We start from the raw sequence: 18,240 nt of genomic DNA on the forward strand, positions 1-18,240 counted from the left end.
CCCACCGAAAGGACACGCACATGTACACCCAGGCCATGGACACCATGGGCAAGGACGCAGGCGACGGCAAGCAGAAGGCCGTTCGCTCCGCCGAGGAGATGCGGCTCGAGGAGCGCTTCGACGCGCACATCGACGCCGGCGACTTCATCGAGGCGAAGGACTGGATGCCCGAGCACTACCGCAAGACGCTGGTGCGGCAGATCAGTCAGCACGCGCATTCCGAAATCGTCGGCATGCTGCCCGAAGGCAACTGGATCAGCCGCGCCCCCACGCTCAAGCGCAAGGCCATCCTGCTGGCCAAGGTGCAGGACGAAGGCGGCCACGGCCTTTACCTGTACGCCGCCGCCGAAACGCTGGGCACCTCGCGCGACCAGATGTTCGACGCGCTGCACAGCGGCAAGGCCAAGTACAGCTCGATCTTCAACTACCCCACGCTCACCTGGGCCGACATGGGCACCATCGGCTGGCTGGTCGATGGCGCGGCCATCATGAACCAGGTGCCGATCTGCCGCTGCTCGTACGCACCGTATGCGCGCGCCATGATCCGCATCTGCCGCGAGGAAAGCTTTCACCAGCGCCAGGGCTACGAGGCCCTGCTGACGATGATGACCCACGGGACCGACGCGCAGAAGGCCATGGTGCAGGACGCGGTCAACCGCTGGTGGTGGCCCTCGATCATGATGTTCGGCCCGCCCGACGACCAGTCGCCCAACAGTGCGCAATCGATGCGCTGGGGCATCAAGCGCTTCAGCAACGACGAGCTGCGCCAGAAGTTCATCGACGCCGCCGTCGAGCAGGCCCACATCCTCGGCGTGACGCTGCCCGACCCCGACCTGAAGTGGAACGAAGAGCGCCAGGCACACGACTTCGGCGCCATCGACTGGAGCGAGTTCTGGCGCGTGGTGGGCGGCGACGGCCCCTGCAACCGCGAGCGCCTGCAGGCCCGCGTCGACGCCTGGGAAGACGGCGCATGGGTGCGCGAAGCCGCGATGGCCCACGCCAACAAACAACCGATGAAGGAGGCCGCATGAGCGCCGATACCAGCAAACAAGAGTGGCCCCTGTGGGAAGTGTTCGTGCGCAGCAAGGCGGGCCTGGACCACAAGCACTGCGGCAGCCTGCACGCGGCCGATTCGAAGATGGCGATCCAGATGGCGCGCGACGTGTACACGCGCCGCCAGGAAGGCAGCAGCATCTGGGTGGTGCGCTCCGAGCAGATCGTGGCGAGCGACCCGGGCGAGAAGGACATGTACTTCGATCCGGCGGAAGACAAGGTGTATCGCCACCCGACCTTCTACGCGCTGCCCAAGTCCGTGGACCACATGTGAGCGAGCGGCACGCCATGCAAGCATCGATCGAACTGAACCGCACGCCGGCCGTGCAATACCTGCTGCGCATCGGCGACACCTGCCTCGTGCTCGCGCAGCGCCTGGGCGAGTGGTGCGGCCACGCGCCCGTGCTCGAAGAAGACATCGCGATGGCCAACATCGCGCTCGACCTCGTCGGCCAGGCACGCGGGCTGCTCACGCATGCCGGCAAGCTCGAAGGCGAAGGCCGCGAGCACGACGAAGACCAGCTCGCCTACCTGCGCGAGGAGCGCGACTACTTCAACCTCACGCTGGTCGAGCTGCCGCGCGGCGACTTCGCCTTTGCCGTGCTGCGCAACACCATGGTCGCCACGCTGCTCAAGCTGCTGTGGCAACGCCTGGCCGCATCGAGCGATGCCGAAGTGGCCGCCATCGCCGGCAAGGCCGTGAAGGAAGCGCGCTACCACCAGCAGCACTCGGGCGACTGGGTCGTGCGCCTGGGCGACGGCACCGACGAATCGCGCCGCCGCACCGAGAAAGCGCTGAAGCAGCTCTGGCTTTACGTGCCCGAGCTGTTCGAGAGCGACGCGGTGGACGAAGCAGCCAGCGCCAGCGGCCTCGGCCCCGCATGGAGCGAACTGCGCGAACCCTGGCTCGCCGAGATGCAGCAGGTGCTCGACGCGGCCGGCCTCGCGATGCCTGCCGAAGCCGCGTTCCGCAGCACCGGCAAGCACGGCGTGCACAGCGAGCACATGGGCTACATCCTCACCGAGATGCAGCACCTGCAACGCAGCTTTCCCGGAGGCGTGTGGTGACGAGCATGGTTGCGTCGCGCGTCGATGCGGCGTGGGCCGTGCTGCACACCGTGCTCGATCCCGAGGTGCCGGCCGTGTCGGTCTGCGACCTGGGCATCGTGCGCGAGGTGATCGAACACGACGACGGGCTGGAGATCGTGCTCACGCCGACCTACTCCGGCTGCCCCGCGACCGAAGCCATCGAGCACGACGTGCTGGCCGCCATCGAACAAGCCGGCCTGGGCCATGCCCGCGCCACGCTGCGCCGCGCGCCCGCATGGAGCAGTGACTGGATCAGCGACGAGGGCCGCGCCAAGCTCAAGGCCTACGGCATCGCGCCGCCGGCCCACCTCACGCCCGAAGCCGCGGCCAACACCGCCATGCCGATCAAGCTCTTCGGCCGCATCGCCGGCGAACGCATCGCCTGCCCGCGCTGCGCGAGCGAGCGCACCGAGCGCCTGTCGGCCTTCGGCTCCACCGCCTGCAAGGCCCTGTACCGCTGCATGGCCTGCCGCGAGCCTTTCGAACACTTCAAGCCAATCTGAGACGGTCCCCACGATGAGCACCCTTTTCCATCCCTTGCGCGTGAAGGCCATCGAGCCCGACACGGCCGAGGCCGTCATCGTCTCGTTCGAAGTGCCGGGCGACCTGCGCGAAGTCTTCGGCTTCACGCAGGGCCAGTACCTCACCCTGCGCCACGCCGTCGACGGCCAGGACCTGCGCCGCTCGTACTCGATCTGCGCCGGCCTGGACGACGGCGAGCTGCGCGTCGGCGTGCGCAAGGTGCGCGGCGGCGTGTTCTCCAACTGGATCAACGCCAGCCTGCAGCCCGGCGACACCCTGCAGGTGATGGCGCCGCAGGGCCGCTTCTTCGTGCCGATCGAGCCGGCCTCGGCGCGGCACCACGTGGGCATTGCGGGTGGCAGCGGCATCACGCCGATCCTGTCGATCATGAAGACCGTGCTGGCGCGCGAGCCGCACAGCCGCTTCACGCTGATCTACGGCAACCGGCAGCTGCAGTCCACGATGTTCAAGGAAGAGATCGAGGACCTGAAGAACCGCTACATGACGCGGCTGGTTCTGCAGCACGTGTTCTCCGACGAGCACACCGATTCGCCACTGGGCTTCGGCGTGATGAACCGCGAGAAGATCGGCGAGTTCCTGGCGTCGGTGGTGCCGGCGAAGAACATCGACCACGTGTACGTCTGCGGCCCGTTCCAGATGAACGACGAGGCCGAGGCCGCGCTGCTGGCGGCCGGCGTGCCCGAAGAGCGCATCCACATCGAGCGCTTCGGCGTCGCGCTGCCCTCGGCCACCTCGGCCAACCAGGTCGGCGCGGTGGTGCACGAGGCGCTGCCGGGCGATGCCAAGCAGGCGCGCATCACCATCGTGCGCGACGGCCTGCAGCGCGAGATCACCTACACCGAAGGCCAGCCGAGCATTCTCGATGCGGCGTCGGCGGCCGGCCTCGAAGTGCCGTTCTCCTGCACTTCCGGCGTGTGCGGCACCTGCCGTGCCAAGTGCGTGGACGGGGAAGTCCGAATGGAACGGAACTTCGCGCTCGACAAGAATGAGGTCGCCGCGGGTTTCATATTGACCTGCCAGGCTCACCCCCTCACCGAACGCGTCACGCTCTCTTTCGACGAGCGGTGATCGAAGATACTTCAGGCCTCAACCATTTTTCAACCCGGAGACAAGTCCAAATGAAATTCTTCAAGCCCTTGCTGATCGCCGCGCTGTGCGCCACCGCCGCCGCGGCCTGGGCCGACGTCAATGTCGGCGTGACGGTCTCGGCCACCGGCCCGGCCGCCTCGCTCGGCATTCCCGAGAAGAACACCATCTCGCTGATGCCCAAGACCATCGCGGGCCAGAAGATCAACTACATCGTGCTGGACGACGCCTCGGACACCACGGCCGCCGTGGCCAACACGCGCAAGCTCATCGCCGAGAACAAGGTCGACATCATCCTGGGCTCGACCACCACGCCCAACTCGCTCGCCATGATCGACGTGGCCAGCGAAGCCAAGACGCCGATGATCTCGGTGGCCGCCTCGGCCCGCATCATCGAGCCGATGGACGCCAAGAAGAAGTGGGTGTTCAAGACGCCGCAGAACGACATCATGATGTCGCTCGCCATCGCCGAGCACATGGCCGCCAACGGTGTGAAGACGGTGGCCTTCATCGGCTTCTCGGACGCGTACGGCGAAGGCTGGTCGGAAGAATTCGCGAAAGCCGCCGCGCTGAAGAAGATCACCGTGGTCGCCAACGAGCGCTACTCGCGCACCGACACCTCGGTGACGGGCCAGGCGCTGAAGATCATGGCCAGCAAGGCCGACGCCGTGCTGGTGGCGGGCTCGGGCACCCCGGCCGCGCTGCCGCAGAAGACGCTCAAGGAGCGCGGCTACACCGGCAAGATGTACCAGACGCACGGCGTGGCCAATGCCGACTTCCTGCGCGTGGGCGGCAAGGACGTCGAAGGCACCTTCCTGCCCGCGGGCCCGGTGCTCGTGGCCGAACAGCTGCCGGCCAGCAACCCCGTGAAGAAGTCCGCGCTGGCTTACGTCGCGGCCTATGAAGCGGCCTACGGCAAGGGCTCGGTGTCGACCTTCGGCGCGCACGCCTGGGACGCCGGCCTGCTGATGAGCTCGGCCGTGCCGGTCGCGCTGAAGAAGGCACAGCCGGGCACGCCGGAGTTCCGCGCCGCGCTGCGCGATGCGCTGGAGCAGACCAAGGAAGTGTCGGGTGCGCACGGCGTGTTCAACATGACCGAAAAAGACCACCTGGGCCTCGACCAGCGCGCACGCGTGATGGTGAAGATCGAAAACGGCGCCTGGAAATACCAGCCCTGATCGCGTCTGCCTTGCTCCCTCCCCCACTGGGGGAGGGCCGGGGTGGGGGCAGGCGGCACGTGATGAAGCACTGCGCCGAACGCGCCACGCCCCCATCCCAACCTTCCCACAGAGGGGGAAGGAGCAACACAGAGCAGTGCGGCTGAAGGCGCTGCCGCAGACACTGATTCGACACACGGGCCGAGCCCAAAGGTTTTTTTATGGATTCGCAGATTGCCCTGCTCCTGGGGCAGGACGGCATCGTCAACGGTGCCGTCTACGGCTTGATGGCGCTCGCGCTGGTGCTGGTGTTTTCAGTCACGCGCGTCATCTTCATTCCCCAGGGCGAGTTCGTCGCCTTCGGGGCGCTCTCGATGGCGATGCTGCAGGCCGGCCGCGTGCCTGCCACGCTGTGGCTGCTGCTGGCGCTGGCGGTGATGGTGCTGGTGGTCGAGGCCTGGCGCTGGAAGCGCGGCGCGGTGGTCGACTGGGCCTCGGCGCTCGTGTGGTGCGTGGTGCTGCCGCTGGCCGCCGCAGCACTGGTGCTGCTGCTCAAGCCCACCTCGATGGCGGGGCAGACGCTCACCACGCTGGTTCTCATCACGCCGCTTGGGCCGCTGCTCTATCGCCTGGCCTACCGGCCGCTGGCGGATGCCAACGTGCTGATGCTGCTGATCGTCTCGGTCGCGCTGCACGGCGTGCTGGTCGGGCTGGGCCTGTTGTTCTTCGGTGCCGAAGGCTCGCGCACCACCGCTTTTTCCGAGGCGCGCTTCGACATCGGCGGCATTCCGGTCAGCGGGCAGTCGCTGGTGGTGGTCGGCGTCACGCTGCTGCTGGTGATCGCCATGTTCCTGTTCTTCGGCCGCTCGATGGTCGGCAAGGCCTTGCGCGCCACCGCCATCAACCGCGTCGGCGCACGGCTGTCGGGCATTCCGACCGAGCTGTCGGGTGACCTGAGCTTCGCGCTCGCGGCGCTCATCGGCGCGGTGTCGGGCCTGCTGATCGCGCCGCTGACCACCGTGTACTACGACACCGGCTTCCTCATCGGCCTGAAGGGCTTCGTGGCCGCCATCGTCGGCGGGCTCGCCAGCTATCCGCTCGCGCTGGCCGGCGCGCTGCTGGTCGGCCAGCTCGAAGCCTTCGCCTCTTTCTGGGCCAGCCCCTTCAAGGAAGTGCTGGTCTTCACCTTGATCATTCCGGTGCTGTGGTGGCGTTCGCTGCGCAGCCATCACGTGGAGGACGAGGAATGAACCCGTCTTCGAACAACATCGCTGCCGTCGACAACGCGCGCCCCATGGGCAAGCCGCTGGTCACGCCGCGCCAGCTCACGCTGGTCCTCGTGGTCCTGCTGGCGCTGGCCTGGGGCTTCCTGCCCGAGTTCACCGTCTCGGTGCTCAGCAACATCGGCCTCTATGCATTGGTCGCGGCCGGGCTGGTCATGCTGACCGGCGTGGGCGGCATGACCTCCTTCGGCCAGGCCGCGTTCGTCGGCATGGGCGCCTATGCCACCGCGTGGATCTGCACCTCGCCCACCGCCGCCGCGTGGATGGGCGGCGCGGTCAGCCCCGCGTTGCTGCCGTGGGCCGGCCTGCTGCTGGGCCTGGTCTTCACCTTCGCGCTCGCATGGGCGCTGGGCGCGGTCACGCTCAAGCTGCAGGGCCACTACCTGCCGCTGTGCACCATCGCCTGGGGCCTGAGCCTGTACTACCTGTTCGGCAACATGGAGTTCCTGGGCGGGCAGACCGGCATCACGGGCGTTCCGCCGCTGGTGGTCGCGGGTGTCTCGCTGGCCACGCCGCGCGCGCTGGGCGTCGTGATCTGGGCCGTGCTGCTGCTCGCGCTGTGGGCACTGCACAACCTGCTCGACTCGCGCGAGGGCCGCGCGATCCGCGCGCTCAAGGGCGGACGGCTGATGGCCGAGTCGATGGGCGTGGACACGGCACGCCACCGCATCAAGCTGTTCGTGCTGGCTGCGCTGCTCGCGGCGATCTCGGGCTGGCTCTACGCACACCTGCAGCGCTTCGTGAACCCGACGCCCTTCAACCTGAACATCGGCATCGAGCTGCTGTTCATGGCGGTGGTCGGCGGCGCGGGCCACCTGTGGGGCGCCGTGCTCGGCGCGGCGCTCATCACGCTGCTGAAGGAAAAGCTGCAGGACGTGCTGCCCTCGCTGCTGGGCACCAGCGGCAACTTCGAGGTGATCGTGTTCGGCTTGCTGATGCTGTTCGTGCTGCAGCGCTTCGCGGACGGCCTCTGGCCCACGCTGTCGCGGCTCACCAGCCGCTGGGTGCGCAACGAGGCGAAGCCCGCCGCAGCTTCTTCGGCAACGGCATCGAAGGTGGTCCCCGCGCAACTCGCGCAGCGCACGCTGCCGGCCAGCGGCGAACTGCTGCTGCAGGCCGACAACGTCAGCAAGCGCTTCGGCGGCCTCGTTGCCAACAACGAGATCTCGATGACGCTGAAGGCCGGCGAGATCCATGCGCTGATCGGCCCGAACGGCGCCGGCAAGAGCACCTTCTTCAACATGATCTCGGGCGTGGACGACCCCAGCTCCGGCGAAGTGCGGCTCGCGGGCCAGTCGATGGCCACCAAGCCGTCGCGCGCCTTCGCCGCGCTCGGCCTGGGCCGCACCTTCCAGCACGTGCGCCTGCTCGGCCAGCGCAGCGTGGTCGAGAACGTCGCGCTCGGTGCCCACCTGCGCGCCAGGCGCGGCTGGCTCTCGGCGATGCTGCGGCTCGACCGCGCGGAAGAAGCCGCGTTGATGGCCGAAGCGCGCCGCCAGATCGAACGCTGCGGCCTCGGCGCGCATGCCGACACGCCGGCCGCGTCGCTCTCGCTCGGCCAGCAACGCGTGGTTGAAATCGCGCGCGCACTGGCCGGCCAGCCGTCGGTGCTGCTGCTCGACGAACCCGCCGCCGGCCTGCGCCACCTGGAAAAGCGCGCCCTCTCGGAGCTGCTGAGCCAGCTGCGCGCCGAGGGCCTGGGCATCCTCGTGGTGGAACACGACATGGAGTTCGTGATGAACCTCGCCGACCGCATCACGGTGCTGGAGTTCGGCACCGTCATTGCCACCGGCACGCCCGCCGAAGTGCAGGCCAACCCGCGCGTGCTCGAAGCCTATCTGGGCGGCGCCGACGACGAACTGCTGGAAGACGCACGATGAGCCACCCCCTGCTTCAACTCGACGGCTTCTGCGTCGCCTACCGCACCGTCGAGGCGGTGCACAGCGTGCACCTGCATGTGAACGAAGGCGAGATCGTCACCGTGATCGGCCCCAACGGCGCCGGCAAGACCACGCTGCTGTGCGCGGCGATGGGCCTGCTGCCCTCCACCGGCAGCCTGTTGCTGAACGGCGAGCGCATCGCCCGCCCCGGCGTCGAGACCATGGTGGCGCGCGGCGTGGCCCTGGTGCCCGAGCGGCGCGAGCTGTTCGGCGAGATGTCGGTCGAAGACAACCTGCTGCTCGGCGGCTTCTACCAGTGGCGCAAGGGCAAGCGCGACCAGCGCGCGCGCATGGAAGAAGTCTTCGAGATCTTTCCGCGCCTGCGCGAACGCCGGCCGCAGATGGCCTCGACGCTGTCGGGCGGCGAACGCCAGATGCTGGCCATCGGCCGTGCGCTGATGGCACGGCCCCGGCTGCTGATGCTCGATGAACCCTCGCTGGGCCTCGCGCCGCTGGTGGTGCGCGAAGTGCTGCGCGTGGTCGCGCAACTGCGCAGCCATGGCGTCTCGGTGCTGCTGGTGGAACAGAACGCGCGCGCCGCGCTGCAGGTGGCCGACCGCGCCTATGTGTTGGAGATGGGCGACGTGGCGCTCGAAGGCAACGCACGCGACCTGCTGCATGACCAAAGAATCATCGACACGTACCTGGGCATCGGCAACAAGCACTGACCCGCTGCCTCGCCCCCGGTCTTTCTCCCTCCCCTTTCGGGGGAGGGTCGGGGTGGGGGCAGGCGGCACTTGATGAAGCACTGCGCCGAACGAGCCATGCCCCCACCCCAGCCTTCCCCCAGAGGGGGGAAGGAGCAAGACCCGGACGGTCTCATCCGTCACTGACGAAAGGACACCCTCATGACCACCCTCCAAAGCTACATCGCCGGCCGCTGGATCGGCAAGGAAGCCTCGCAGCAACTGCGCAGCGCCATCAACGGCACCGCCGTGGCCAGCACGCACGCCGAAGCCATCGACTTCGCCGAAGCGCTGAACCACGCGCGCCGCGTCGGCCTGCCCACGCTGATGGCGCTCGACTTCCAGCAGCGCTCCGAGCGGCTGAAGGCGCTGGCCAAGTTCCTGGCCGCGAACAAGGAAACGCTCTACGCGATCTCGGCCCACACCGGTGCCACGCGCGCCGACAGCTGGATCGACATCGAAGGCGGCGCCGGCACGCTCAGCGCCTACGCCGGCATCGGCACCAACGAGCTGCCTTCGGGCAACCTCGTGCACGAAGGCCCGGCCTTCCCGCTCGGCAAGAAGGGCGGCTTCGCGGGCACGCACATCCTGGTGCCGCGCGGCGGCGTGGCGGTGCACATCAACGCCTTCAACTTTCCGGTGTGGGGCCTGCTCGAGAAGTTCGCGCCCAGCTTCCTGGCGGGCATGCCGTGCATCGGAAAGCCGGCCACGGCCACCAGCTACCTCACCGAAGCGCTGGTGCGGCTCATCGTGCAGTCGGGCATCCTGCCCGAAGGCAGCCTGCAACTGGTGATCGGCGGCACGGGCGACCTGCTCGACCGGCTCGAAGGCGCCGACGTGGTCACCTTCACCGGCTCGGCCGACACGGCAGCCCGGCTGCGCGTGAACGCGAACCTGGTGCGCCAGTCGATCCCGTTCAATGCCGAGGCCGATTCGCTGAACTGCGCGATCCTCGCGCCCGACGTGACGCCCGACGACGAGGAGTTCGATCTCTTCGTGAAAGAGGTGGCGCGCGAGATGACCATCAAGGCCGGCCAGAAGTGCACGGCGATCCGCCGCGCCATCGTGCCGCGCCAGCACCTCGATGCCGTGGCCGAGCGCCTGCGCGCGCGGCTCGCCAAGACCGTCATCGGTGACCCGTCGCGCGAAGAAGTGCGCATGGGCGCCCTCGCCTCGCATGCGCAGCAGGCCGACGTGGCCGAGCGCGTCGCCACGCTGCTGCAGGGCGCCGAGCTGGTGTACGGCGAGCGCGACGGCTTCTCGCCCGTGGGCGACGGCGTGAACGAAGGCGCCTTCTTCGCGCCCACGCTGCTGCTGAGCCGCAAGCCGCTCGAACACGATGCGGCGCACGACGTCGAGGCCTTCGGCCCCGTCAGCACGCTCATGCCCTACGACGGCATCGACGAAGCGCTGGCACTGGCCGCGCGCGGCCGGGGCAGCCTGGTCGGCACGCTGGTCACGCGCGACCCGGCCATCGCGGCCAAGGCGATTCCGGTGGCCGCCGCATGGCACGGCCGCCTGCTGGTGCTCGACCGCGAAGCCGCCGCCGAATCGACCGGCCACGGCTCGCCGCTGCCGCAGCTCAAGCACGGCGGCCCCGGCCGCGCGGGTGGCGGCGAAGAACTTGGCGGCCTGCGCGCCGTGAAGCACTACCTGCAACGCGCCGCGGTGCAGGGCTCGCCCACCATGCTGGCCGCGATCACGCGCGAGCATGTGCGCGGCGCGGCCGTGCGCGAGAGCGACATCCATCCGTTCCGCCGCTACTTCGAAGACCTGCAGATCGGTGACTCGCTGCTCACGCACCGCCGCACCGTCGGCGAAGCCGACATCGTGGCCTTCGGCGGCATCTCGGGCGACTATTTCTACATGCACTTCGACGACGTGGCGGCCAAGGAATCGCCCTTCGGCAAGCGCATCGCGCACGGCTACTTCGTGCTGTCGGCGGCGGCGGGGCTGTTCGTGTCGCCCGCGCCCGGCCCGGTGCTGGCCAACTACGGGCTGGACACGCTGCGCTTCGTCAAGCCGGTGGGCATCGGCGACACCATCCGCGCGCGCCTGACCTGCAAGCGCAAGATCGACCGCAACAAGAAGGACGCGAGCGGCCAGGGCCAGGGCGTCGTGGCATGGGACGTGGAAGTGACGAACCAGGATGGCGAGCTGGTCGCCAGCTACGACATCCTGACCCTCGTTTCCAAGAAGCCCGAGGCCTCCTGATGTTCGATCTCACCGGCAAAACAGCGCTCGTCACCGGCGGCAATGGCGGCATCGGCCTGGGCATGGCGCAGGGGCTGGCCAGGGGCGGCGCCCGCGTCATCGTCGCCGCGCGCAACGCGCAGAAGTCGGCCGCCGCGGTCGAGGCGCTGAAGGCGCTGGGCAGCGACAGCTTCGCGCTCGAAGCCGACGTGAGCGACGAGGCCTCGGTGCAGAAGCTGTTCGACGACGCCGCCGCGCGCTGCGGGCGGCTCGACATCCTCATCAACAACGCGGGCACCACAGTGCGCAAGCCGGCCGACCAGCTCTCGCTGGACGAGTGGAACAAGGTGCTGGGCACCAACCTCACCAGCGCCTTTTTGTGCAGCCGCGCCGCGCATCCGCACCTGAAGGCGGCGGGCGGCGGCAAGATCATCAACATCGGCTCGATGATGTCGATCTTCGGCGCGCCCTACGCCCCGGCCTATGCCGCGAGCAAGGCGGGCATCGTGCAGCTCACCAAGTCGACGGCGCTGTCGTGGGCCGCAGACAACATCCAGGTCAACGCGATCCTGCCGGGCTGGTTCGAGACCGAACTCACCGACGGCGCGCGCAGCCAGATCCCGGGCCTGTACGACCGCGTGGTGGCACGCGCCGCCGCCGGCCGCTGGGGCCAGCCGGCCGACATCGCGGGCACGGCCGTGTTTCTGGCGAGCCCCGCGTCGGACTACGTGACGGGCACCGCCATTCCGGTCGACGGCGGGTTTTCGATCTCCGGCTGAGGCGCGCGGCGCGTGTAGATTCGGCCGCCATGCTCCTCTGGTTCCAGATCCTCGTTTTCATCGCCGGCACGGCCGCGCTGCTGTATGTCTCGCGCGGGCCGCTGCGGCAGCCCGGCTCGCACGGCTTCTACCGTTTCTTCGCGTGGGAATGCATGCTGGTGCTGATCCTCGTGAACCTGCCGGTGTGGCATGTCGACCCACTCTCGGCGACGCAGTTGCTGTCGTGCGTGTTCCTGGCGCTGTCGATCTGGCTGCCGATCCATGCGGTGCGGCTGCTCAAGGCGCAGGGCAAGCCGAGCGATGCGCGCAATGACGACCCGGCCCTCTATGGTTTCGAAAAAACCTCGTCGCTGGTGACCAGCGGCGCCTTCCGCTACATCCGCCATCCGATGTACACGGCGCTCATGCTGCTGGCATGGGGCGCCTTCCTCAAGCAGTTCACCTGGCTCACGCTGGCGCTGGTGCTCGCGGCCACGCTGCTGCTGGTGCTGACGGCGCTGCGCGACGAGAAGGAGTGCATCGCGCATTTCGGCGATGCCTACCGCGCGTACATGCGGGGCACGCGGCGCTTCATTCCGTTCGTGCTTTAGTACGCCCCGGCGCGGGCGCGGGCCTTATACACGCACCCCGTGACATTACCTTGCGGGAAGCTGACGCTGACGATCAGGTTCCATTCACGAGAGCGGTCTAGCATCCGCGCATGTTGCTCGCACGCGTCCGCAATTTTGCGCAAGCGCACCACAGGATGTGGTGCGTCGCGGGCGTCTTCCTGATCCTTCTGCAGCCCTTCATCGCGGTCCATTTCCGCTGCGACGGGCTCGAAGACGAACCGATGCTGCGGGTGCGCAGCCTCGGCGACACCACGCAGTTCGAGGCCGACGACCGCGCCGACCACCCGCGCGATCACGAAACCACGGTGTTCGCCCAGACGCCGGCGAGCATCGACCACCCCGACGCGCTGGCCTCGGCGCTGGCCGGCTTCATGGCGATGGTCCTGGCCATGCTGCCGCTGGCGCTGGTGATGACCCGGCTGGTCACGCCGGTCGAACGCGAAGCACCGGAACACGTGCCGCCGCATGGTGGCGCGCCGCCTCTTCCACGGCCCTGGCGGCGACTGCCGCCCACTGCTGCTCCGCCTTCCGGGACCTGAGAAGCGACGCCGCGCGCGCCGCATGTTCCCGCTGCGCTGTGGCGTGCGGGCTCTCTTCCTCGCCGAAAGGTCGTGACCCATGACCCTTTTTTTCTGGTGCGTGCGCAGCAATTGGCGCCACCGTGCGCCCATCTCTTTTTCTTTCTTCAACCCTCTCGCGAGGGTCGCATCGTGAACGCGCTGAATCTCGCTCTCTTTCATTGGATCAATGCCGGCAACCAACCCACCCAGGGGGTGCTGGTGGTCGCAAGGGGTTTTGCCCTCTGGGCCGCCTGGCTGTCCGCCGGCATCCTCGCCCTCGCCCTGTGGCGCCGCCGTGGTGAACGCGCCTACCTGTTCGCCGTGGCGGCAACGGCCGGCGTGACCTCGCTTGTGTCGCACGGCATCGCGATGCTGCTGAACGTGCCACGCCCCTTCGTGCAAGGGCTGTCCCCGGCCTACATCACGCATGCCGCGAGCGGCTCGCTGCCCAGCACGCACGCGGCCGTGATGTCGATGGTGGCGCTGGCCTTCCTGCTGCGCCCCGGCCTGCGTGCCCTCGGCGTGGTGCTGCTGGCGCTGGCTGCCGCCACCGGCTGGGCACGCATCTACGTGGGCGTGCACTTTCCGATCGACATCGCCGCGGGCTTCGTGCTCGGCAGCGCGATGGCCTGCGCGCTCGCCCTCGCCTTCCGGATCTTTCATTTTTTCGCGCTGCGGGCCGGCCGCGCGTCGGGCCAAGGCCCCGCCGACCGCTCGCTCTGGAGACCCTCATGACCTCTTCGACCACCGCGAGGCATTCGCGCGCCGGCATCGGCGCCATCCCGTCGCAAGCCGGCCAGGACACGGCGCCCCAGGCCGCCATGCCGACGGCGGCGGAGACGCACACGCGCAGCATCTCCTGCGTGATCCCCTGCTACAACGAGGCGGCCAACCTGCGCCACCTGCTGCCGCTGCTCGAAGACATCCTCTGGGCCACGCGGCTGCGCTGGGAAATCATCGTGGTGGACGACGGCAGCACCGACGACACCGCCGCCGTCGCGCAGGCGTGGTGCGAGCTGTCGGGCTTTCGCTGCATCTCGCTGTCGCGCAACTTCGGCAAGGAAGCCGCGCTCACCGCCGGCCTTGCCGCCGCCAAGGGCGACGCCGTGGTGCTGCTCGACGGCGACCTGCAGCATTCGCCCGAACTCATCCACGCCATGATCGCGCAGTGGATGGCCGGCGCCGAGGTGGTGTACGCGGTGCGCCAGGAGCGCAGCGACGAAAGCCGCTTCAAGCAGATCGGCAGCAAGCTCTTCTACAAGTTCGTCAATTCCTCCGACCGCTTCGAGGTGCCGAAGGACGCGGGCGACTTCCGCCTGATGGACCGCAAGGTGGTCGATGCGCTGATGAGCCTGCCCGAGCGCAGCCGCTTCATGAAGGGCCTGTACGCGTGGGTGGGCTTCCGTGCCGTGGCATTGCCCTACACGCCGGCGCCGCGCGCCGAAGGCACCACCACGTTCAACGCACGGCGACTGCTGAACCTGGCCATTGACGGGCTCACCGCCTTCACCACCTGGCCGCTGCGCCTGGTCAGCGTGGCGGGCCTGATGCTCGCCGTGCCGGCCTTCGCCTATGGCGCCTACGTGGCGGTGGACCACCTGCTGTTCGGCAACTCCGTCTCGGGCTGGACCACCATCGTCGTGAGCCTGATGTTCTTCATCGGCATCCAGATGATCTCCACCGGCATCGTCGGCGAGTACATCGCGCGCATCTACGAAGAGGTCAAGGGCCGGCCGCTGTACGTGGTGCGCGACGAGCACGGCAGCGGGATCGCGAGCGAGGCCGAAGAGACATGAAGCGACCCGGCAATGGCAATGCCTGGTGGACCTCGCCCCAGCCCCTGTGGCTCATCGCCGCGATCTTCGCCTGGCTGCTGGTAACGGCCTGGGTGCGCCCCTTGATGGCGCCCGACGAAGGCCGCTACGCCGGCGTCGCGCTGTCGATGCTGCATTCGGGCGACTGGCTGGTGCCACGGCTGGACGGCCTGCCCTTCTTCCACAAACCGCCGCTGTTCTACTGGATCGGCGCAGCTGCCATGTCGGTGACCGGGCCGGTGGAATGGGCGGCGCGCCTGCCCTCCATCCTGGGCGCGGGCGCGGCGGCTTCGGCGCTGTTCCTCTTCCTGCGGCGCTGGTCGACGGTGCGGCAGGCGCTGCTGTCCACCATGGTGCTCGTCACCACGCCCTTCTTCTTCTTGGGCGCGCAGTTCGCGAACCTCGACATGCTGGTGGCCGGCTGCATCTCGGCCACCGTGCTGCTGGCCGCCGCCGCCGCGCTGGCCCGCGAACGCGCCGAGCCCTGGCGGGCGCTGCTGGCGGGTGCCTACCTGTTCGCCGCGGCCGGGCTGCTGGCCAAGGGGCTGATCGGCGTGGTGCTGCCCGTGGGGGTGCTGCTGATCTGGTGCGTGGTCACACGCAGGGCCGCGGTGCTGCGGTTGTCGGTCTGGCTGCCCGGCTGGGCCATCCTGCTGGCGGTGGCCGGCCCGTGGTTCGTGGCGATGCAGATGAAGTACCCGGAGTTCTTCGACTACTTCGTCATCACGCAGCACTTCCGGCGTTTTGCGTCCTCGGGCTTCAACAACGAGCACGGCATCTGGTTCTACCTGCCGGTGCTGGCAGCCTTCACGCTGCCATGGTTTGCCTGGTTCGCCTGGGCGCTGGTGCCGCGGCGCAAGGACGAAGACGCACGGCCCCGGCTGTCCGACGTCGACTGGCTGATGTGGATCTGGCTCGCGGTGATCGTGGTCTTCTTCTCGCTGCCGCGCTCCAAGCTCGTGGGCTATGTGCTGCCGGCACTGCCGCCGTTGGCCTACCTGATCGCAAAGCACGTGCTGGCCGGCCGGTCGATGGAAGCGCTGTGGCCCAAGGCGCGCGCGATGACGCTGGCGGCCGCCACCCTGTGCGTAGCCTGCGTGGCCGCGATAGCGATCTACGCCGTGCCGCACGGCACCCGGCTGCGCCTGCCCGAAGGCCAGGCCGTGGCCGCCGGCGACCAGGTGCTGATGCTCGACAACTACTTCTACGAAGTCCCGTTCTACTGGAACCTGCACCAGACGGTGCTGATCTCGGACGACTGGAAGGCCGCCGTCACCGACACCCGCGACAACTGGCGCAAGGAAGTCGTGGACGCCGCCCGCTTCGAGCCCGAGCGCGCCGCCCGCACGCTGGTCGACCGCACGCAGCTCGCGGCCACGCTCTGCGTGCCCCGCACGACCTGGCTGGTGGGGCCGAGCAACGCGCAGATCGCGCACCCGTGGCTGGCCCGCGCGCAGCTGGTCTCGGCGCACCAGAGCGTCGCGGCCTGGCGCTTCGCGGGCAGCGCCACGAGCGACGCGCACTGCCTGGATGTCGCGGCGGCCTCCACGCCCGCACCTTCTTCCTCTTCTTCTGCGCCCCTGCCGGCCAATGGAACCGCAACGAATGGCGATGACTGAGACTTCCGGCGCCCCGGCGCCGACCACGCGCTACCTCTGCATCTGCGCGGACGACTTCGGCATGAGCACCGGCATCAACGCGGCCGTGCTCGACCTTGCCGCGCAGGGAAAGATTTCGGCGACCAGCGGCATGGTGCGCCGCAGTGCATGGCTCGAAGGCGCGAAGACGCTCCGGCAGGTCGATACCGCGCGGCTCGACGTCGGCCTGCACCTGGACCTCACGCGCCCCGACACGCCCGACGGCTTCGAGCCTGGCCTGCTCGGCCTGCTTGCGCGGACCTACTCGCGCACGGTGTTCTCGCCCGCGCTCCATGCCGACATCCGCGACCAGCTGAGCCGCTTCGAAGACGCCATGGGCCGCGCGCCCGCCTTCATCGACGGGCACCGGCACGTGCATCAGTTTCCGGTCGTGCGGGATCTGCTGGTCGACGAGATCACGCGGCGCTACCCCACGTCGCCGCCCTGGGTGCGCTACACCGCGCCGGTCTGGCGTGGCGGCCCCGAGCGGCTGAAAGCCCAGGTCATCCACGCGCTGGGCGGCGCGCGGCTGGCCGCGCTCGCCCGCAAGCACGGGATTCCCGTGAGCCGCCGCTTGCTGGGTGTCTACGATTTTTCGGGCGACACGCAGGGCTATGCGGCGCGGCTGTCCGAGTGGCTGTCCGAATGCCGCACCGGCGACGTGCTGATGTGCCACCCCTCCGCCGGCGCCAACCTGCCGAGCGATCCGCACGGCGCGGCCAGGCTGCGCGAATACGCGGCGCTGCAGCGCCTGGCGTTCCCGGTGCAGGGACGTCTTGGCGAGGTCGCGCTCGCGCCCTTGTCCCAGCTCGTGCAGCGCGGCGAACTGGCCTATGCGTAGTAGGCCGTCGTTCGTCGCGGCCTTGCCTGCGCAACCGTCCTTCTGCTTTCGCTGACGCGGGCACCGGCCGACCCGCCGTTCAACTTCTTCCGCGCATGGCTCTCATCGCAAGGTTGATGCAATCCCCGGCGGGTCAACTTGCGCGCCGCTCCTTCGCGACCCCACCAGACCCATGCCTTTCCTGAAACGCACGGCCTTTCCGTCGGCCATGCAGGCCGTGCTGCTGTTCGCCGCCCTGCTCCTTTGCGAATTCATCGCCGGCGCCGCGCTGCGCGATGCCAACGGACTGCTCGGCCTCGACGACCTGCAGATCGGCGTGCTCTCCACGGTGATGGGCAACGGCTTCGTGTTCGTGGTGGTGATGAACTTCCAGAAGCTCACCTACCGCAGGCTGTTCCATCGCTCGCGGAACTCCGCCAGGGCCACGCTGATGTTCGTGGTGCCGCCGACCTTGCTGCTGGTGCCGGCGCTGCTGCTGACGATCACGGCCGTCGTGAACCTGATGGTGCGGGTCGTTCCGCCATCGGCCTGGGAAGAGTCGCTGTTCAGCCGTCTGGCCGACGGCAGCATCGCCGCCATGCTGGCGGTGTGCGTCGTGGCACCGGTGCTCGAAGAGATGCTGTTCCGCGGCATCGTGCTGCGCGGGTTCCTTCGGCGCTATTCGCGCTCGCAGGCCATGGTCATGTCGGCGCTGCTGTTCGGCGCGGCGCACCTGAACATCTACCAGTTCGTGGTCGGCTTCGTGCTGGGCATGGTGCTGGCGTGGCTGTACGAACGCACGCACTCGCTCATTCCGTGCATTGCCCTGCACGCCACCTACAACGGCACGACCCTGCTGCTGGGCGACCGGCTCGGCGTGGCCCCGCCGTCGCGCCTGGTGTGGGCCATCGTGGCCGCATCGGCTGCCGCCGTGTGCGGCTTGCTCGCCTTGCGGGCCGTGCTGGTGCCGCGGGCCACTTCCTGAGGCT

18 protein-coding genes are annotated in these 18,240 nt (G+C 68.7%); all 18 read left to right on the forward strand.

What is annotated here, in order from left to right; translation table 11 throughout:
- Window positions 1-20: 20 nt before the first annotated feature.
- The gene (gene paaA, locus BLQ28_RS25065; protein ID WP_093245945.1) at window positions 21-1,031 is read left to right on the forward strand and encodes a 1,2-phenylacetyl-CoA epoxidase subunit PaaA; all 1,011 of its coding nucleotides are present in this window, start codon (window positions 21-23) and stop codon (window positions 1,029-1,031) included.
- Entirely contained in the window at window positions 1,028-1,327 is a 300-nt protein-coding gene (gene paaB, locus BLQ28_RS25070) for a 1,2-phenylacetyl-CoA epoxidase subunit PaaB (protein WP_093245947.1), read from the forward strand. The genes paaA and paaB overlap by 4 nt, the downstream gene beginning before the upstream one ends.
- A 14-nt stretch (window positions 1,328-1,341) precedes the next feature.
- Window positions 1,342-2,121 carry a 1,2-phenylacetyl-CoA epoxidase subunit PaaC gene (gene paaC / locus BLQ28_RS25075; protein ID WP_093245948.1) on the forward strand — a complete coding sequence of 260 codons (780 nt, stop codon included), beginning with the start codon at window positions 1,342-1,344 and terminating at the stop codon, window positions 2,119-2,121.
- A 5-nt stretch (window positions 2,122-2,126) separates the two neighbouring features.
- Entirely contained in the window at window positions 2,127-2,645 is a 519-nt protein-coding gene (gene paaD, locus BLQ28_RS25080) for a 1,2-phenylacetyl-CoA epoxidase subunit PaaD (RefSeq protein ID WP_093246172.1), read from the forward strand.
- 13 nt (window positions 2,646-2,658) lie between these two features.
- Window positions 2,659-3,753, forward strand: coding sequence for a 1,2-phenylacetyl-CoA epoxidase subunit PaaE (paaE, locus tag BLQ28_RS25085; RefSeq protein WP_093245950.1), 1,095 nt, complete (start codon window positions 2,659-2,661; stop codon window positions 3,751-3,753).
- 50 nt (window positions 3,754-3,803) lie between these two features.
- Window positions 3,804-4,949 carry an ABC transporter substrate-binding protein gene (locus tag BLQ28_RS25090; RefSeq protein WP_093245952.1) on the forward strand — a complete coding sequence of 382 codons (1,146 nt, stop codon included), beginning with the start codon at window positions 3,804-3,806 and terminating at the stop codon, window positions 4,947-4,949.
- A gap of 200 nt (window positions 4,950-5,149) precedes the next feature.
- Window positions 5,150-6,178 (forward strand): branched-chain amino acid ABC transporter permease, encoded by a 1,029-nt coding sequence (locus tag BLQ28_RS25095; protein WP_093245953.1) that lies wholly within the window; start codon window positions 5,150-5,152, stop codon window positions 6,176-6,178.
- Window positions 6,175-8,091 (forward strand): branched-chain amino acid ABC transporter ATP-binding protein/permease, encoded by a 1,917-nt coding sequence (locus BLQ28_RS25100; protein ID WP_093245955.1) that lies wholly within the window; start codon window positions 6,175-6,177, stop codon window positions 8,089-8,091. Before BLQ28_RS25095 ends, BLQ28_RS25100 begins: the two co-directional genes overlap by 4 nt.
- Window positions 8,088-8,819, forward strand: a complete 732-nt coding sequence (locus BLQ28_RS25105) for an ABC transporter ATP-binding protein (protein ID WP_093245956.1) — start codon at window positions 8,088-8,090, stop codon at window positions 8,817-8,819. The genes BLQ28_RS25100 and BLQ28_RS25105 overlap by 4 nt, the downstream gene beginning before the upstream one ends.
- A gap of 180 nt (window positions 8,820-8,999) precedes the next feature.
- A complete protein-coding gene (gene paaZ, locus BLQ28_RS25110; RefSeq protein ID WP_093245957.1) occupies window positions 9,000-11,051 on the forward strand; it encodes a phenylacetic acid degradation bifunctional protein PaaZ in 2,052 nt (683 codons plus the stop codon).
- The gene (locus tag BLQ28_RS25115; RefSeq protein WP_093245958.1) at window positions 11,051-11,809 is read left to right on the forward strand and encodes an SDR family NAD(P)-dependent oxidoreductase; all 759 of its coding nucleotides are present in this window, start codon (window positions 11,051-11,053) and stop codon (window positions 11,807-11,809) included. The genes paaZ and BLQ28_RS25115 overlap by 1 nt, the downstream gene beginning before the upstream one ends.
- A 29-nt stretch (window positions 11,810-11,838) precedes the next feature.
- Entirely contained in the window at window positions 11,839-12,399 is a 561-nt protein-coding gene (locus BLQ28_RS25120; protein ID WP_093245960.1) for a methyltransferase family protein, read from the forward strand.
- Between the two features lie 110 nt (window positions 12,400-12,509).
- Window positions 12,510-12,959 (forward strand): hypothetical protein, encoded by a 450-nt coding sequence (locus BLQ28_RS25125; RefSeq protein ID WP_093245961.1) that lies wholly within the window; start codon window positions 12,510-12,512, stop codon window positions 12,957-12,959.
- A gap of 171 nt (window positions 12,960-13,130) precedes the next feature.
- Window positions 13,131-13,715 carry a phosphatase PAP2 family protein gene (locus BLQ28_RS25130; protein WP_093245963.1) on the forward strand — a complete coding sequence of 195 codons (585 nt, stop codon included), beginning with the start codon at window positions 13,131-13,133 and terminating at the stop codon, window positions 13,713-13,715.
- Window positions 13,712-14,776 carry a glycosyltransferase family 2 protein gene (locus tag BLQ28_RS25135; RefSeq protein WP_093245964.1) on the forward strand — a complete coding sequence of 355 codons (1,065 nt, stop codon included), beginning with the start codon at window positions 13,712-13,714 and terminating at the stop codon, window positions 14,774-14,776. Before BLQ28_RS25130 ends, BLQ28_RS25135 begins: the two co-directional genes overlap by 4 nt.
- A complete protein-coding gene (locus BLQ28_RS25140) occupies window positions 14,773-16,413 on the forward strand; it encodes an ArnT family glycosyltransferase (RefSeq protein ID WP_093245965.1) in 1,641 nt (546 codons plus the stop codon). The genes BLQ28_RS25135 and BLQ28_RS25140 overlap by 4 nt, the downstream gene beginning before the upstream one ends.
- Window positions 16,406-17,272: a ChbG/HpnK family deacetylase gene (locus BLQ28_RS25145; RefSeq protein WP_093245967.1), complete on the forward strand. Its 867-nt coding sequence runs from the start codon at window positions 16,406-16,408 to the stop codon at window positions 17,270-17,272. Before BLQ28_RS25140 ends, BLQ28_RS25145 begins: the two co-directional genes overlap by 8 nt.
- Window positions 17,273-17,444: 172 nt before the next feature.
- Window positions 17,445-18,236 carry a CPBP family intramembrane glutamic endopeptidase gene (locus BLQ28_RS25150; protein ID WP_093245968.1) on the forward strand — a complete coding sequence of 264 codons (792 nt, stop codon included), beginning with the start codon at window positions 17,445-17,447 and terminating at the stop codon, window positions 18,234-18,236.
- Window positions 18,237-18,240 lie beyond the last annotated feature (4 nt).

It is taken from the genome of Variovorax sp. EL159 (assembly GCF_900100965.1).
Taxonomy (GTDB): Bacteria; Pseudomonadota; Gammaproteobacteria; order Burkholderiales; family Burkholderiaceae_C; genus Variovorax.

What these genes read in the sequence shown, in the direction of transcription:
- paaA (WP_093245945.1), top strand. Translation starts at nt 21, where the DNA reads ATGTACACCCAGGCCATGGACACCATGGGCAAGGACGCAGGCGACGGC.
- paaB (WP_093245947.1), top strand. Translation starts at nt 1,028, where the DNA reads ATGAGCGCCGATACCAGCAAACAAGAGTGGCCCCTGTGGGAAGTGTTC.
- paaC (WP_093245948.1), top strand. Translation starts at nt 1,342, where the DNA reads ATGCAAGCATCGATCGAACTGAACCGCACGCCGGCCGTGCAATACCTG.
- paaD (WP_093246172.1), top strand. Translation starts at nt 2,127, where the DNA reads ATGGTTGCGTCGCGCGTCGATGCGGCGTGGGCCGTGCTGCACACCGTG.
- paaE (WP_093245950.1), top strand. Translation starts at nt 2,659, where the DNA reads ATGAGCACCCTTTTCCATCCCTTGCGCGTGAAGGCCATCGAGCCCGAC.
- BLQ28_RS25090 (WP_093245952.1), top strand. Translation starts at nt 3,804, where the DNA reads ATGAAATTCTTCAAGCCCTTGCTGATCGCCGCGCTGTGCGCCACCGCC.
- BLQ28_RS25095 (WP_093245953.1), top strand. Translation starts at nt 5,150, where the DNA reads ATGGATTCGCAGATTGCCCTGCTCCTGGGGCAGGACGGCATCGTCAAC.
- BLQ28_RS25100 (WP_093245955.1), top strand. Translation starts at nt 6,175, where the DNA reads ATGAACCCGTCTTCGAACAACATCGCTGCCGTCGACAACGCGCGCCCC.
- BLQ28_RS25105 (WP_093245956.1), top strand. Translation starts at nt 8,088, where the DNA reads ATGAGCCACCCCCTGCTTCAACTCGACGGCTTCTGCGTCGCCTACCGC.
- paaZ (WP_093245957.1), top strand. Translation starts at nt 9,000, where the DNA reads ATGACCACCCTCCAAAGCTACATCGCCGGCCGCTGGATCGGCAAGGAA.
- BLQ28_RS25115 (WP_093245958.1), top strand. Translation starts at nt 11,051, where the DNA reads ATGTTCGATCTCACCGGCAAAACAGCGCTCGTCACCGGCGGCAATGGC.
- BLQ28_RS25120 (WP_093245960.1), top strand. Translation starts at nt 11,839, where the DNA reads ATGCTCCTCTGGTTCCAGATCCTCGTTTTCATCGCCGGCACGGCCGCG.
- BLQ28_RS25125 (WP_093245961.1), top strand. Translation starts at nt 12,510, where the DNA reads ATGTTGCTCGCACGCGTCCGCAATTTTGCGCAAGCGCACCACAGGATG.
- BLQ28_RS25135 (WP_093245964.1), top strand. Translation starts at nt 13,712, where the DNA reads ATGACCTCTTCGACCACCGCGAGGCATTCGCGCGCCGGCATCGGCGCC.
- BLQ28_RS25140 (WP_093245965.1), top strand. Translation starts at nt 14,773, where the DNA reads ATGAAGCGACCCGGCAATGGCAATGCCTGGTGGACCTCGCCCCAGCCC.
- BLQ28_RS25145 (WP_093245967.1), top strand. Translation starts at nt 16,406, where the DNA reads ATGACTGAGACTTCCGGCGCCCCGGCGCCGACCACGCGCTACCTCTGC.
- BLQ28_RS25150 (WP_093245968.1), top strand. Translation starts at nt 17,445, where the DNA reads ATGCCTTTCCTGAAACGCACGGCCTTTCCGTCGGCCATGCAGGCCGTG.